Below are 15,639 nucleotides of genomic sequence, written 5' to 3' on the forward strand. Positions count from 1 at the left end.
CGCACAGCGCCAGCTCAGGCAGAAGAAGGGACTAAAGCGCGTTGCGCCAGTGTTGCTCACCCGCAAGCAAGAAAGTGGAGGAGGTACGAAGAAGTGAAGGTAAACGCAAAAACATCCTGAACATATTGTCCATAATATTACAATTATCCGCAGTGTTGCTTCTCATCATCGCGGATGATAATTGTCCTCGGTAGTTAAACACAGATGATTTGTACCATAGCTTCAATGCGAACTCAAAGTCTTTTCACTTCTTTACCTGCCCCATTTGATTTTTGTTATAACGGCTCGACGCAAATCACATTATTATTCAGATTCAAAAATGAAAAATGCAGGAATACACATGGCGAAACCGATCATCACGCTTAACGGCCTAAAAATAGTCATTATGCTGGGCATGCTGGTTATCATCCTGAGCGGCATCCGCGTTGCCGCAGATATCATCGTCCCATTTATTCTGGCGTTATTTATTGCCGTCGTGCTTAACCCCGTGGTGCAGCGGATGGTCAAACTTCGCATACCGCGCGTAATAGCGGTATCATTGCTCATTGTTATTATTGTGATGCTAATGGTGTTGCTATTAGCGTATTTAGGTACATCCTTAAACGAGCTTGCGCGAACGCTGCCGCAGTATCGCTCTTCACTGGTTATCCCACTCAAAAACCTTGAGCCGTGGTTACAGCGCGCAGGGATCGGCGTTTCCGTAGATGAACTCGTCAAATATATCGACCCGAACGCGGCAATGACGCTGGTGACCAATTTACTGGCGCAGTTGTCTAATGCCATGTCATCGATATTTTTACTGCTGTTGACGGTGGTTTTTATGCTGCTGGAAGTACCGCAGTTACCCAACAAACTCAAACAAATGATGAGTCGTCCCATTGAGGGAATGGCGGCGATTCAACGCGCCATCGACAGCGTTTCCCACTATCTGGTGCTCAAAACGGCGATCAGCATTGTGACCGGGCTGGTAGCCTGGGGCATGCTCGCCGCACTCGACGTGCGTTTCGCCTTTGTCTGGGGACTGCTGGCCTTTGCACTCAACTATATTCCTAATATCGGTTCGGTGCTGGCCGCCATTCCCCCTATTGCTCAGGTGCTGGTATTTAGCGGCCTTTATGACGCCCTGGTGGTTTTGGCAGGTTATCTGGTCATTAACCTGGTGTTCGGAAATATCCTCGAACCACGGATCATGGGGCGTGGACTTGGGTTGTCTACGCTGGTGGTGTTTCTGTCATTAATCTTCTGGGGCTGGTTACTGGGGCCTGTCGGGATGCTGCTTTCTGTGCCGCTGACCATCATCGTGAAAATCGCGCTTGAGCAAACCAACGGCGGTCAAAGCATTGCCGTGTTGCTGAGCGATCTCAATAAAGAGTGAATTCGCCCCGCCATTGCGGGCATTTTTATCGTTTAGCGCGTAGCACGTAGCGCCAGAACGGCGCTACACAACGTAAATAACGCAATTATCCAGGCCATAGTCCATGGTGTTCCGTCGCTGAAGGCGGCCAGCAGCAATGACGAGATAATGCCGCTACCGTATTGTAACGCGCCAATCAGCGCGGAGGCTGAACCGGCGATGCTCGGTACTGCGTCCAGCGCAGCAGCGGTTGAAGTAGCAGCAATAATGCCATTCATTGAGAAAAACAGAAAAACGGTGATGATAATGGCTTCAACGCCACCTGACTCCAGCTTAACCAGCACCGCAAGCGCCACTGCAGCCAGCGCCGCCAGCATCGTCGCATACTTTAGCAGTTGCTCCAGAGAATGCCGTTGCACCAGACGACGGTTTACTACGCTCATGACCATGACTCCGACAATATTGAGCGCAAACAGCCAGCCGTAATGCTGTGGTTCAACATGATAATAGCTAATATAAACAAACGGCGAACCGGTAATAAACGCATACGCGGCAACGTAATAACACGTCAGGCTCAGGGTGTAGCGCATAAAACGTCCATTGGCGAATAGCGAACGATAATTACGAAATGCGCCAGCTAAAGAAGCTTTCACCCGTTTCTCTTCCGGCAATGTTTCCGGCAGCCAGTTTAAGGAGATAAACATCAGCGCTCCTATCACCGCCAGCAGCCAAAAAACAGAGTGCCAGGTGCTCAGGCGAATAATTTGTCCGCCAATCAACGGTCCTGCTATTGGCGAAATCGCCATGACCAGCACCAGAGTTGAAAGCATTTGCGCCGCGCGAGTACGTGCAAAGAGATCGCGGATCATCGCCCGCGCCAGCATAGGTCCGGTACAGGCTCCAAGCGCCTGAAAAACTCGCCAGAAAACAATTTGCGTAATACTCGTGGACATCGCACATCCTGCGGAGCCGATGATAAAAAGCACCATGCCAATTAACAGCGGTTTACGCCGTCCCAGATGATCGCTTATCGGCCCCCAAATCAATTGCGCAATGGCGAAACCTACCAAAAAACCGGTGATCGTCAGTTCTACATTGCCATGCAAATCCTCTGCCATTGTCGGCATTGCCGGAAGATAAATGTCGGTGGAAAGCGAGGCAAAGGCCATCAGGCCACTGAGGATCAGAATAAAAGTAAGACCAGTCTGGCTTGCTATAGCCGCCGACGAGGCATGTTTACGTGTACTCATAGCGCCCTGTTATGTTCTAAAAAGTCAGGAAGCAGTATATACACGGCGTTTTACGGTGATTAGACGGTTAAAACCGTATGGGTTTATGAGCGGTAATCATGAATAGCGGAGTATTAAAAAGACGGCCTCCGCAGAGGCCGTCTTGGTTTGCGCTGACGATTACAGCGCTTTCAGGATCGCATCCACGCTGGCTTTGGCATCGCCAAACAGCATATGGGTGTTTTCTTTAAAGAACAGCGGGTTCTGCACGCCAGCATAGCCGGTGTTCATAGAGCGTTTGAACACGATAACGTTCTGCGCTTTCCATACTTCCAGCACCGGCATACCGGCGATTGGGCTACGCGGATCGTCCTGCGCCGCCGGGTTTACCGTATCGTTGGCGCCAATCACCAGCACGGTATCGGTATCGGCGAAATCATCATTGATTTCATCCATTTCCAGCACGATGTCATAGGGTACTTTGGCTTCCGCCAGCAGTACGTTCATATGACCTGGTAAGCGCCCTGCTACCGGGTGAATACCGAAACGTACCTTGATGCCGCGCGCGCGCAGTTTCTCGGTGATTTCAGCAACCGGATATTGCGCCTGTGCCACGGCCATGCCATAGCCCGGGGTGATTATCACGGAGTGCGAATTCTTCAGCATTTCTGCCGTGTCTTCCGCATTAATCTCACGATGCTCACCGACTTCTTCATCAGACCCCGTAGAAGAACCGTCAGAACCAAAGCCACCGGCAATCACGCTGATAAACGAACGGTTCATCGCCTTACACATGATGTAAGACAGGATCGCACCGGAAGAACCAACCAGCGCACCGGTAACAATCAGCAGATCGTTGCTGAGCATAAAGCCCGCCGCCGCCGCCGCCCATCCTGAATAGGAGTTAAGCATTGAAACGACGACCGGCATATCCGCACCGCCGATGGACGCCACCAGATGCCAGCCAAAGGCTAACGCAATAATGGTCATCACCAGCAGCGCCAGAACCTGCAGGCCCACGCTTTCGGTACGAACAAACACCACCAGCAGCAGGAAAGAAACAACCAGCGCCGCCAGGTTCATTTTGTGACGATTCGGCAGCATCAGCGGTTTAGAGGAGATCTTACCGCGCAGTTTGCCAAACGCCACCACGGAACCGGTAAAGGTCACCGCACCGATGAAGATACCAAGGAACACTTCCGTCAGGTGAATGTTCACCAGAATCGGTTCCAGGCCCGTGTCGTGATACAGGTAGCTGTTGAAACCCACCAGTACCGCCGCCAGACCGACGAAGCTGTGCAGAATCGCCACCAGCTCCGGCATCTCGGTCATCTCGACTTTCTTCGCCAGACGAATACCAATCGCGCCGCCGATGATCATCGCCACCAGGATCCACGCAACGTTGCCGGTCTCCGGGCCAAAAATCGTGGCAATCAGCGCAATCGCCATCCCGGCGATACCGTAGTTGTTACCCTGTTGAGAGGTTTCGTGTTTCGAAAGCCCCGCCAGGCTGAAAATAAACAGGATCGCGGCAACAATGTATGCAGCTGTAACTAATCCTCCAGACATATGTTACCCCTTAGTTTTTCCGGAACATTTTCAGCATGCGCTGAGTCACGGTGAAGCCACCGAAAATATTAATGCTGGCAATAAGCACCGCGATAAAGCTCAGGAAACTCACCCAGCCACCCTGGCCAATTTGCAATAACGCCCCGACAACGATGATCCCGGAGATAGCGTTTGTCACGGACATCAGCGGAGTGTGTAGCGCGTGCGACACATTCCAGACCACGTAGTAACCCACTACACAGGAAAGCGCGAACACCGTAAAGTGACCCAGGAACTCTTTCGGCGCGACATCAGCAAGCCAGCCAAACAGTATGACGACCAGTGCCATCAACGCATATTTGCGCCACGGTGAGGCCGGTTTTTTCTCTTCTTTCGGCGCGGGCGCGGCTTTTGGCGCAGCCTGCGGCTGAGCAGAAACCTGGATAGGCGGCGCAGGCCAGGTGATTTCACCCTCGCGAACCACCGTAACGCCACGTACGACTACGTCGTCAAAATCGACGGTGATATTGCCGTCTTTCTCTTTGCACAACAGCTTGAGCAGGTTAACGAGGTTCGTGCCATAAAGCTGGGAAGACTGCGTCGGCAGTCGGCCTGGCAGATCGGTATAACCAATAACCTTCACCCCGTTCTCGGTGGTGGTCACCTGGTTAGGCACGGTGTATTCGCAGTTACCGCCGTTTTGCGCGGCGAGATCGACAATCACGCTGCCCGCCTTCATCGAATCGACCATTTCGCGGGTGATCAGTTTCGGTGCCGGTTTGCCCGGAATCAACGCGGTGGTAACGATAATATCAACGTCTTTCGCCTGCGCGGCGAAGAGCGCCATTTCGGCTTTGATGAACGCTTCGGACATCACCTTGGCGTAACCGTCGCCGCTGCCGGCCTCTTCTTTAAAGTCCAGTTCGAGGAACTCAGCGCCCATACTCTGAACTTGTTCTTTCACTTCCGGACGGGTGTCAAAAGCACGAACGATAGCGCCCAGGCTGTTTGCCGCACCGATAGCAGCCAGACCTGCCACACCCGCACCAATCACCATGACCTTAGCAGGTGGAACCTTGCCCGCGGCGGTGATCTGGCCGGTGAAGAAGCGGCCAAATTCATGAGCGGCTTCAACAATGGCACGATACCCGGCGATATTCGCCATCGAGCTTAAGGCATCAAGCGACTGCGCGCGCGAAATACGCGGCACGGAGTCCATCGCCATAACCGTCACGTTGCGCTCTGCCAGCTTCTGCAACAGCTCAGGGTTTTGCGCGGGCCAAAGAAAACTCACCAGCGTCGTGCCCGGGTTGAGCAACGGGATTTCCGCCTCTTCCGGCGCGTTGACCTTCAGGATGATCTCTGACTGCCAGACGGCATTTCCGTCAACAATTTCTGCGCCTGCTTGTACAAACGCCTTATCGTCAAAACTTGCCAGTTGACCTGCACCGCTTTCAACCGCGACGCTGAAACCCAACTTAAGCAGCTGCTCAACCGTCTTCGGCGTAGCTGCGACGCGGGTTTCATTGGTTAACCGTTCTCTTGGTATGCCAATTCGCATAATGTTCCCTTCCATCTGTATTTGTGATGATGGTTTATCAATGTTCGCACGAGGCATGCGCGCACTCTCGAAAGAGGTCAGTGTTACCCCAATAAAATAAAACAGTAACAAACTCTGTATAACCTACTGAAAATGACGCCTGTGATCTAGCGCCAAAAAACAGTATTTATTATGAAATTTGCGAAATAGAGATGAATCGAACCGCTGGCAGATAAAATACCCTAAAAATAGCCCACAAAGGCCGATAATTCGCTCAAGCGAAGCGGCAAAACATGATTACGTGCCTGCCAAAAACAATTGATTAACATTAAATTAACTTATGAAATTCAACTGCTTTATCAGTTTTGGTCGCCAAACGCCGAAATTTTCGACATATCACAAAATGTTATCTGTGTTGTTACGTCACGTGGCACGATGAGTGAAAAATGACGCAGACACTGACACAATTTAAATGCAATAATCAGCGACGTTTCTAGTCAATAACAATACCAGTACCTGGTTTGCGCAAGGCGAAGGATTATTTTTATGAAGCTTAAGAACACTCTCCTGGCGTCCGCACTTATTTCTGCGACTGCTTTTTCTGTAAATGCAGCGACAGAATTGACGCCGGAGCAAGCGGCTGCCCTGAAACCCTATGACCGCATTGTGGTTACCGGTCGTTTTAATGCTATCGGTGACGCGGTGACCGCCGTATCACGCCGTGCAGATAAAGACGGTGCAGCCTCCTTTTATGTTGTTGATACCTCAGATTTTGGCAGCGGCGGTAACTGGCGCGTTGTAGCCGACATCTATAAAGCCGATGCTGAAAAAGCGGAAGCGTCCAAAAACCGTGTCATTAACGGCGTTATGGAATTACCGAAAGATCAGGCCGTTCTGATAGAACCATTCGATACCGTTACGGTGCAGGGTTTCTACCGCAGCCAGCCTGAAGTGAACGATGCCATCACCAAAGCAGCGAAAGAGAAAGGCGCTTACTCCTTCTACATCGTGCGCCAGGTCGATGCCAACCAGGGCGGCAACCAGCGTATTACCGCATTCATCTATAAAGCTGATGCGAAAAAACGCGTAGTACAAAGCCCTGATGCGATCCCAGCAGATTCAGATGCCGGACGTGCCGCATTAGCCGCCGGTGGCGAAGCCGCGAAGAAAGTTGAGATCCCAGGCGTTGCGACTACCGCGTCTCCGAGCGCTGAAGTCGGTCGTTTCTTCGAAACGCAATCCACCAAAGGTGGGCGTTACACTGTCACGCTGCCGGATGGAACCAAAGTTGAAGAACTGAACAAAGCAACCGCCGCTATGATGGTGCCGTTCGACAGCATCAAGTTCACCGGTAACTATGGCAACATGACTGAAATCTCTTACCAGGTAGCCAAACGCGCAGCGAAGAAAGGCGCTAAGTATTATCACATCACCCGCCAGTGGTCTGAACGTGGTAATAACATGACCATCAGCGCTGACCTGTATAAGTAATACTCAGTACCTTATCAGGTCTACAGCCTTGTAGACCTGATAATTTCCCGCCATTCTCCCCTCGGGCGAAACAAAAACAGCAGTATTAAGACTACTTTTCACACTATTAGTCACAAATCTCTCTATCCCCATTGCATGCGTTCTCTTCTCTCCGTAAAATCCCGCGCCTTAGTGGCTTTCACCATTTTTATGCGGTTTGCCAAAATAATTATTCTCTCACTCTCGTTTTTGTCACTGGATACAAATGGAAAAGAAATTGGGTCTGAGCGCACTCACCGCGCTGGTTTTAAGCTCAATGCTCGGCGCTGGTGTTTTCAGCCTGCCACAAAATATGGCGGCGGTAGCAAGCCCGGCTGCATTACTGATTGGTTGGGCGATTACCGGTGCGGGTATCCTTTTGCTCGCCTTTGCCATGCTGCTTCTGACGCGTATCCGTCCTGAACTGGATGGCGGCATATTTACCTATGCACGTGAAGGTTTCGGTGAGCTGATTGGCTTTTGCTCCGCGTGGGGATACTGGCTGTGTGCTGTTATCGCTAACGTTTCGTATCTGGTGATTGTTTTCTCTGCGCTCAGCTTCTTTACCGACACGCCGGAGTTACGTCTGTTTGGCGACGGTAATACCTGGCGGTCGATTGTTGGCGCATCGGTGCTGTTGTGGGTGGTCCATTTTCTGGTGCTGCGTGGTGTGCAAACGGCAGCCAGTATTAACCTGGTGGCGACGCTGGCGAAATTACTGCCGCTTGGTCTGTTTATCGTGCTGGCGTTTATGCTGTTTAAGCTCGACACCTTTACCCTCGATTTTACCGGCGTAGCGTTGGGCGTTCCCGTCTGGGAGCAGGTAAAAAACACCATGCTCATCACCCTGTGGGTTTTCATCGGTGTGGAAGGCGCGGTGGTGGTTTCAGCTCGTGCCAGAAACAAACGCGATGTCGGACGCGCTACGCTGCTGGCGGTACTCGCCGCGCTGGGCGTTTATCTGCTTGTCACCCTGCTGTCTCTGGGCGTTGTCGCGCGTCCCGAACTGGCGGAGATCCGCAACCCGTCAATGGCCGGTCTGATGGTGAAAATGATGGGGCCATGGGGTGAAATTATTATTGCCGCAGGTCTGATTGTCTCCGTGTGCGGTGCTTATTTAAGCTGGACGATTATGGCGGCGGAAGTGCCGTTCCTCGCCTCCACGCACAAAGCGTTTCCACGCATTTTTGCGCGGCAGAACGCGCAAGGCGCGCCATCGGCGTCGCTGTGGCTGACCAATATCTGCGTACAGATTTGCCTGGTGCTGATCTGGCTCACAGGTTCCGACTACAATACGTTATTAACCATCGCCTCAGAAATGATTCTGGTGCCCTATTTACTGGTCGGCGCATTTCTGCTGAAAATTGCCACTCGTCCAATTCATAAGGCTGTCGGTATCGGAGCGAGTATTTATGGCATATGGTTATTGTATGCGTCAGGTCCGATGCACCTGCTGCTGTCTGTGGTGCTGTATGCGCCAGGGCTGCTGGTCTTCCTTTATGCCCGTAAAACACACGCGCATGAAAACGTATTAAAACGCCAGGAAATGGCGCTGATCGGCCTGCTGCTTGTTGCTGCTGTTCCGGCGACCTGGATGTTGATGGGGTAACATTGTCCCCATCGTTCGCGACACATGGAGATTACGATGGGTAAAAAACCCCCTTTGCCAATTCTTATCACCGGAGGAGGTCGACGTATCGGCCTCGCCGTCGCATGGCACTTTATTAATCAAAAACAGCCAGTTATCGTTAGCTACCGCACGCATTATCCGGCTATTGATGGCCTGCGAGATGCGGGCGTGCTGTGTATCCAGGCTGATTTTTCCACCGATGAAGGCGTACTGGCCTTTGCGGATGAGGTCAAAGCACAGACGGATGGCCTGCGCGGTATTGTGCATAATGCCAGTGCCTGGCTTGCAGAAAAGCCCGGTGCGCCGTTAACCAAAGTGCTGTCGGCCATGATGCAGATTCACGTCAATACCCCCTACCTGCTCAACCACGCGCTGGAAGGATTGCTGCGCGGGCATGGACACGCGGCCAGCGATATTATCCATTTTACGGATTATGTTGTGGAGCGTGGCAGCGATAAGCACATTGCTTATGCAGCCAGCAAAGCGGCGCTGGACAACATGACCCGCTCGTTCGCGCGCAAACTTGCACCGGAAGTAAAAGTGAACGCCATCGCCCCCTCGCTAATCCTGTTTAACGAGGGTGACGATGCAGAGTATCGTCAGCAGGCATTGAACAAATCACTGATGAAAACAGCGCCGGGTGAAAAAGAGGTCATTGATTTAATTGACTATCTGTTGACCAGCTGTTTTGTCACCGGGCGTAGTTTTGCCCTTGATGGCGGGCGTCATCTGCGTTAGTGCAGTTTAATCCAACAAAAAATAAGCAACCATGCGCTCAGGCCCCAGCACACCACTGAACCGCCGAGCGCAACGGGTAAGCGCATAAATCCGGTGAAATACCACAGCGAAACGAGGTAGACAAAATAGGGAATAATCGACCACATGCTGAAGACAATGGTTGTACGCAACGCTTCGATCCCACGTTCACTGGCCACGATATAGTGGGCAATCAACGCAAAGGTCGGGAACAACGGAATTAATCCGGCAATATAGTAGTTCTTTGTTTTCGCCAGTACACCAATTAACACCACCACCAACGCACCGAGCGCCGCTTTTATAACGAGTCCCATCACCCTGCCTTAACACATCAATAACATCAGCCTCTAGCATAACGGAAGCGTTCTTGTTTAGAAAAGATTAATGGAAGGAAAAACCGGGGCGGTGTATGTTGGCGTTTTATATTCAAAATGAATGATATGAACACCATCGTATTTGTTGAAGATGATCCCGAAGTTGGCTCGCTGATTGCAGCCTATCTGGCCCGGCATGATATTGAGGTTATCGTTGAGCCTCGAGGTGATTTGGCCGAGGAGAAAATCCTGCAAGTTCAACCCGATTTGGTGTTATTAGATATCATGCTGCCGGGCAAAGATGGGATGACTATCTGCCGCGATTTGCGCGGACGCTGGCAGGGTCCTATTGTCCTGCTCACCTCGCTGGACAGCGATATGAACCATATTCTGGCGCTGGAAATGGGTGCCTGTGACTATATTCTGAAGACAACGCCGCCAGCTGTACTGCTTGCTCGTCTGCGTCTGCATCTGCGCCAGAATGAACACTCAGTCCAGTCTAAAGGCATTCAGGCGGCAACCATCACGCCGCACACAAAGCTGCGCTTTGGCACACTCACTATCGACCCAACCAATCGATCCGTACTGCTCGGCGGCGAGCAAGTCTCTCTTTCCACCGCAGATTTTGAATTACTGTGGGAGCTGGCAACCCATGCCGGGCAAATTATGGACCGCGATGCGCTGCTGAAGAACCTGCGCGGCGTAAGTTATGACGGCATGGATCGCAGCGTTGATGTCGCGATTTCCCGGTTACGCAAAAAACTGCTCGATAACGCGACTGAGCCCTATCGAATCAAAACGGTGCGCAACAAAGGTTATCTGTTCGCACCGCACGCCTGGGACGATGAGCCTCAAATGTAATCCCACCGGGTCGACCATTATACGTTACACCGTCACTTATAATATCACCCAGATTTGGGTGATGAAGAAGGTGTGTATCGTCACCGCGAATTAGTCAGCCCTCAAGTAAGATCCAAGCCTTCCCTTTCACGGAAGGCTTTCTTTTGTGTCAACTAAACGTCAGCCCGTCGTATTTTTTCCAACGGTAATTTACTGCAGAAATAATCCAGCAGCCGATAAAGACGCCAATAATCGCAAACCCGACATTCCCCATATGGTCACTCAACTCGCTGACGGTATCCCACAAACCACCCTGAAGCGAAAATGCGTCAGAGAGAAGCCCCAGCGCCTCCAGCCCGCCAATAAAAAGCGCAACAATTACCGAGGTCCCGGTGATGGTCATATTGTAATAGAGCTTACGCTGCGGCTTATTGAATGCCCATCCGTAGGCCTCAACCATCAGGATACTGTCAAGGCAGTCAATCAGCGCCATGCCGCAGGTAAACAGCGCCGGGAACACGAGAATTGACCACACCGACATGCCACTGGACGCGCTTGAAGCAGAAATTCCGAGCAGAGAAATTTCAGTAGCGGTATCAAAACCCAGGCCAAACAAAAAGCCGACAAAATACATATGCCAGTCTTTGCCTACCAGCCGAAACGCCGAGCGGAAAAGCCAGTTCAGCGGGCCTGAAACTGTCATTTCCTCTGTGGTGCCATCGTAAGTACCGGTGCGTTTTAGATGACGAAAAGCCTTCCAGACATGACAGAAAATAACGAGATTAATGGTAGCCAGAATCAGCAGAAATACGGCAGAGACCGTGGTACCTATCAGACCGCCGACATTCTGAAACCATGCCATGTGTTGCTTAAACACGCTGGTGGTCAACGCAATGCCAATGCTTGCCAGTACCACAATGGTGGAATGCCCCAGAGAAAACCAGGCTCCCGTCGTCAGGGCGCGTTTTTTCTGCTGCATAAGTTTGCGCGTAGCGCTATCTATCGCGGCGATATGATCGGCATCAACAGCATGGCGCAAACCATAGCACCACGCGATCAGACTGAGTGCCAGTAACGATGTGTTGTTGCTAAACACAGTGAAAGCCCACAGCCACGCCACGATGTTTGCCCCGATGAGTAAGACCATCAACAAAATAATGTTCGGGCGTTTTTTTAATAATAAAAACAATGCGTTCATTGCTCACAGCCTGTCAAATTTTCGCTAAACAACACACCACACCGCCGTTCAATGATTGATTAATAAACATTTACCAGGCTAATGATAACTCTAAAGAATTACCAGCCCCGTGTCGTAGATCAAAATTGATTACCCCCCAAAAGTGAGTTCCGCGCTCGCTAACTCTGCGATGCGCAGGGGTATCGTGGCGCAGTCTCCTTCTTGCAGAAACCAGGCAGACGACAACCCACACCAGGCAATAATCCACATCAGCAAACGCTGCCGTTCAATCTTCGCGATTTCAGACACAATATTTACCCGTTGTGCGAATATTTCTGGCTCAATGGCGACAGGTTTGGTGGGGGCGGCAAGATCGGGATTAGTAAAAATATTGGCGTAATCAAAGCCACGCTCGCCCACCAGCCCTTTAGGATCGATAGCCAGCCATCCTTTCGTTCCGAAATCAAGAATATTGCCGTGGTGTAAGTCACCGTGCAATACGACTTCATTCTGGGGAGAGGAGAGCAATACGTTTGCCACCGCTGCACAATGCGTCAGGATGCCGCCATGCTTTTTCGCGGCAGGAGCCAGACAGCGAAACCAATAAAGCAGCGGTGTTAACGCAGGCGTTGACGCATTCCGGGGGAGATGGAGTCGACTGGCTGCATGGCAAATAATGCGACAGGCCTGCGCATCATTGCCGGACCAGGACATGTCCGCTAAAGACCCCACCCCTGTTGCTCGTTCTAACAGAATCGCCCCTGCTGCATGAGCAAGCACTTTCGCAGCACCATTCCCGTTCCACCAGACCATTAGTTCGCAGCCGTTTCGTTCACTGTCATCGTCGGTGAGTTTGAGTATGGCTTTCTGACCATCTTTGGTCACCACGGGCAAAAGCTGTGATGTGTGCGTCTCAAGCGGTTGGCCATCAGGAGTAAGTCCCCAACGGCTGAGCCAGGTGTTGAACAGACTATTTTCCAAACATTATCCTCATTTTTTTCGCCGGAAATGACCCTCGACAGGGACGGTGTAGACATTATTCCTGCTTTCTGCTGGTTGGGCCACAACGACCCACGCCCACCATTCCTGGCTTATCGTGTAGAGCACTAAAGGGCACACCCTTGCGTATCGGTGTGCCATGCTGACTGTGTTTTTTCAATAGAGGAAGACACGATGATCACGTTATGCAAAGCCTGTGGAACATCCTATGAGGTTGCAGATGCCCTTCCTGAACATTGCGATATCTGCCAGGACGAACGTCAGTATGTTCCCGCGACCGGGCAGGAATGGGTCGATTTTGTCGCACTTTGTGCTTCGCACACAAATAAGTGGCGGCAACATGACAGCACCCTCCTCAGCATCCGCACCGTTCCTGGTTTTGCAATTGATCAACGGGCGTTTATTCTGCGTACTCCGGAAGGCAATATTTTATGGGACTGCATTGCCACGCTCGACGACGCCACAAAAATGCTAATAACGTCCCTGGGCGGGCTTAAGGCCATCGCGATTTCGCATCCTCATTACTACACCACCATGCAAGACTGGGCTGACGAATTTAACGCTCCCATTTATCTCCATGCCAATGACCGCAAGTGGGTAATGCGCGACAGCCCATGGATTAAATTTTGGGATGGCGACACCCTGGAACTGACACGCGACGTCAGTGTGATACGCCTCGGCGGACACTTTGCTGGCGGCTGCGTTCTGCACTGGGCGCGAGATGAAGGCGTGGTGCTTTCCGGCGATATCGTTCAGGTCACCCCTGGGGCGCATGCCGTCTCCTTTATGTGGAGCTACCCCAATATGTTGCCACTGCCAGCCGCAACGGTCAGCGACATTACCCACCGCCTGAGTACGGTGAAATTTAAGCAACTCTATGGCGCGTTTGAAGGGAAGGACATAACGAAAAATGCCGATGACATCGTGCAGCGCTCAGGTGAAAAGTACGTTTCCTGTCTCAAGTAAGCAGGCTGCCTGTCACTGACGTTCACCAGGATGAAATGGGATAGAAATGATAGGCCGCTCCGATGACAGACACATTCACTATCACACTGATAATGAAATAGGTTTTGAATGGCTGTTTTTGTGTTTTATGGCGAAAGAGTTGTTGAGCGGCTATCGCGCCACCCCACCCGCCAACAACGCCAAACAGCAGCAAAGTGGACTCCGGCACTCGGTGCCAGGCCCTGCGCGCTGCCATTTTATCCGCACCGTACATTGCCAACGTCAGTATGTTGGCGAGCAAAAACCATATAACAAAGGGATGCGAGGTGAAAATGCAGCCTAACGCTGCGAAAATGAGTAGTAAATAACAACAGCGATTGAAATTCATATTTTTATATCACAGCAATTTTGAGAGTATCGGTGAGCATTATATTATGTATTCGGTGATTTTTTATGAAGAAGCTGTTTGTACAGTTTTATCTCCTGCTGTTTGTCTGCTTTCTGGTGATGACCCTGCTGGTCGGCCTGGTCTATAAATTCACCGCAGAGCGCGCAGGCAGACAATCGCTCGACGATTTAATGAAAAGCTCGTTATACCTGATGCGCAGCGAGCTTCGCGAGATCCCGCCACGTGACTGGGGTAAAACGCTGAAGGAGATGGATTTGAACCTCTCCTTTGACCTGCGCGTTGAACCGTTAAATAAGTACACGCTGGACGTTCAAACAATGCAACGTTTGCGCGAAGGCGATATCGTGGCGCTTGACGATCAGTACACATTTATTCAACGGATCCCACGCAGCCATTACGTGCTGGCCGTCGGCCCGCTTCCCTATCTCTATTTTCTCCATCAAATGCGCTTGCTGGACATCGCGTTGATGGCGTTTATTGCTATCTCGCTGGCCTTTCCGGTACTTATCTGGATGCGTCCGCACTGGCAGGAAATGCTGCGACTGGAAGCTGCTGCACAGCGTTTTGGGGAAGGACATCTGGGCGAACGCCTCCATTTTGACAGCGGTTCCAGCTTTGAGCGATTGGGTATCGCGTTTAACCAGATGGCAGACAATATCAATGCGCTAATCGCCAGTAAGAAACAACTTATCGATGGCATTGCCCATGAGCTTCGTACCCCACTGGTACGCCTACGTTATCGTCTGGAAATGAGTGATAACCTCACCGCGCAGGAATCCCAGGCGCTGAATCGCGATATTGGCCAACTGGAAGGGTTAATCGAAGAATTACTGACCTATGCCCGGCTGGACCGTCCGCAAAATGAACTGAAGCTCAGCGTACCGGATCTGGCCGTTTGGCTGACAACCCATCTGGAGGATGTGCAAAGCGTAAACCCTGAGCGTGCGGTGCGCTTACGCCATCTTAATATTGGCGACTACGGCGCGCTGGATATGCGCCTGATGGAGCGCGTACTGGATAATCTACTGAATAACGCCCTGCGCTATTGCCAGTCTACGGTGCAAGCGAGCCTGTTATTGAATGGCAATCAGGCGACGCTGGTTGTGGAAGATGACGGTCCCGGTATTGCTCCAGACGCCCGCGAACAGGTTTTTGAACCGTTTGTACGCCTTGACCCCAGCCGTGACCGGGCGACCGGTGGTTGCGGGCTTGGGCTAGCCATTGTTCACTCGATCGCATTGGCTATGGGCGGTACGGTCGTCTGTGATGAAAGTGAACTCGGCGGTGCCCGCTTTTGTTTCAGTTGGCCCGTCTGGCATAACATTCCTGAAATTTCAGCTGCCTGACCCATTCGGCTCGGTGGTCAAATGGTGGAGGTTGTGCTATAAA

At 51.6% G+C, this 15,639-nt stretch carries 15 protein-coding genes; 7 read left to right on the plus strand and 8 right to left on the minus strand.

All coding sequences use genetic code 11. The features are described 5' to 3' along the window. Positions 1–31: 31 nt before the first annotated feature. Entirely contained in the window at positions 32–202 is a 171-nt protein-coding gene (locus tag O6D90_RS26365; RefSeq protein ID WP_085951052.1) for a hypothetical protein, read from the minus strand. Positions 203–340: 138 nt separating this feature from the next. Here O6D90_RS26365 and O6D90_RS12050 point away from each other — a divergent pair, with 138 nt between their 5' ends. Beyond that, positions 341–1,375, plus strand: a complete 1,035-nt coding sequence (locus O6D90_RS12050; RefSeq protein WP_016156458.1) for an AI-2E family transporter — start codon at positions 341–343, stop codon at positions 1,373–1,375. A 32-nt stretch (positions 1,376–1,407) separates the two neighbouring features. Here the strand turns inward: O6D90_RS12050 and O6D90_RS12055 are convergent, their stop codons facing one another. The 3 genes from O6D90_RS12055 to pntA all read right to left on the minus strand — a co-directional run bounded on the left by O6D90_RS12055 (position 1,408) and on the right by pntA (position 5,692). Beyond that, the gene (locus tag O6D90_RS12055) at positions 1,408–2,604 is read right to left on the minus strand and encodes a multidrug effflux MFS transporter (RefSeq protein ID WP_016156457.1); all 1,197 of its coding nucleotides are present in this window, start codon (positions 2,602–2,604) and stop codon (positions 1,408–1,410) included. 159 nt (positions 2,605–2,763) lie between these two features. Continuing rightward, a complete protein-coding gene (pntB, locus tag O6D90_RS12060; RefSeq protein WP_016153031.1) occupies positions 2,764–4,152 on the minus strand; it encodes a Re/Si-specific NAD(P)(+) transhydrogenase subunit beta in 1,389 nt (462 codons plus the stop codon). 10 nt (positions 4,153–4,162) lie between these two features. Then, positions 4,163–5,692, minus strand: coding sequence for a Re/Si-specific NAD(P)(+) transhydrogenase subunit alpha (gene pntA, locus O6D90_RS12065; protein ID WP_029139532.1), 1,530 nt, complete (start codon positions 5,690–5,692; stop codon positions 4,163–4,165). A gap of 525 nt (positions 5,693–6,217) precedes the next feature. Here pntA and ydgH point away from each other — a divergent pair. The 3 genes from ydgH (at position 6,218) to folM (ending at position 9,548) form a co-directional block, all read left to right on the plus strand. Beyond that, complete coding sequence (ydgH, locus tag O6D90_RS12070) at positions 6,218–7,162, plus strand: DUF1471 family protein YdgH (RefSeq protein ID WP_016156455.1); 945 nt, start codon at positions 6,218–6,220, stop codon at positions 7,160–7,162. Between the two features lie 244 nt (positions 7,163–7,406). After that, positions 7,407–8,789: an amino acid permease gene (locus O6D90_RS12075; RefSeq protein WP_016156454.1), complete on the plus strand. Its 1,383-nt coding sequence runs from the start codon at positions 7,407–7,409 to the stop codon at positions 8,787–8,789. Between the two features lie 36 nt (positions 8,790–8,825). Then, positions 8,826–9,548 (plus strand): dihydromonapterin reductase, encoded by a 723-nt coding sequence (gene folM / locus O6D90_RS12080; protein WP_016156453.1) that lies wholly within the window; start codon positions 8,826–8,828, stop codon positions 9,546–9,548. On the opposite strand, the gene O6D90_RS12085 is transcribed toward folM, so the two are convergent. Beyond that, positions 9,545–9,880, minus strand: coding sequence for a GlpM family protein (locus O6D90_RS12085; protein ID WP_016153026.1), 336 nt, complete (start codon positions 9,878–9,880; stop codon positions 9,545–9,547). The two genes, folM and O6D90_RS12085, sit on opposite strands and share 4 nt — an antisense overlap. 117 nt (positions 9,881–9,997) lie before the next feature. Here O6D90_RS12085 and rstA point away from each other — a divergent pair, with 117 nt between their 5' ends. After that, on the plus strand, positions 9,998–10,741 hold the full coding sequence (rstA, locus tag O6D90_RS12090) for a two-component system response regulator RstA (protein WP_016156452.1): 744 nt from the start codon (positions 9,998–10,000) through the stop codon (positions 10,739–10,741). 148 nt (positions 10,742–10,889) lie between these two features. On the opposite strand, the gene O6D90_RS12095 is transcribed toward rstA, so the two are convergent. Both O6D90_RS12095 and O6D90_RS12100 read right to left on the minus strand, forming a co-directional pair. Next, positions 10,890–11,918, minus strand: a complete 1,029-nt coding sequence (locus O6D90_RS12095) for a HoxN/HupN/NixA family nickel/cobalt transporter (RefSeq protein ID WP_016156451.1) — start codon at positions 11,916–11,918, stop codon at positions 10,890–10,892. A gap of 129 nt (positions 11,919–12,047) precedes the next feature. Next, positions 12,048–12,878, minus strand: a complete 831-nt coding sequence (locus O6D90_RS12100; protein WP_016156450.1) for an aminoglycoside phosphotransferase family protein — start codon at positions 12,876–12,878, stop codon at positions 12,048–12,050. Between the two features lie 192 nt (positions 12,879–13,070). Here O6D90_RS12100 and O6D90_RS12105 point away from each other — a divergent pair, with 192 nt between their 5' ends. Beyond that, positions 13,071–13,862 carry an MBL fold metallo-hydrolase gene (locus tag O6D90_RS12105; RefSeq protein ID WP_016156449.1) on the plus strand — a complete coding sequence of 264 codons (792 nt, stop codon included), beginning with the start codon at positions 13,071–13,073 and terminating at the stop codon, positions 13,860–13,862. A gap of 22 nt (positions 13,863–13,884) precedes the next feature. Here O6D90_RS12105 and O6D90_RS12110 read toward each other — a convergent pair whose 3' ends face one another. After that, on the minus strand, positions 13,885–14,229 hold the full coding sequence (locus O6D90_RS12110) for a DUF1294 domain-containing protein (RefSeq protein ID WP_071600311.1): 345 nt from the start codon (positions 14,227–14,229) through the stop codon (positions 13,885–13,887). A gap of 65 nt (positions 14,230–14,294) precedes the next feature. Between O6D90_RS12110 and rstB the strand changes: the two genes are divergently transcribed. Continuing rightward, positions 14,295–15,596, plus strand: coding sequence for a two-component system sensor histidine kinase RstB (gene rstB / locus O6D90_RS12115; RefSeq protein WP_016153020.1), 1,302 nt, complete (start codon positions 14,295–14,297; stop codon positions 15,594–15,596). Positions 15,597–15,639 lie beyond the last annotated feature (43 nt).

The sequence above is a fragment of the Citrobacter sp. 21OH12SH02A-Citro genome (assembly GCF_027919895.1).
In the GTDB taxonomy this organism is placed as follows: domain Bacteria; phylum Pseudomonadota; class Gammaproteobacteria; order Enterobacterales; family Enterobacteriaceae; genus Citrobacter; species Citrobacter braakii.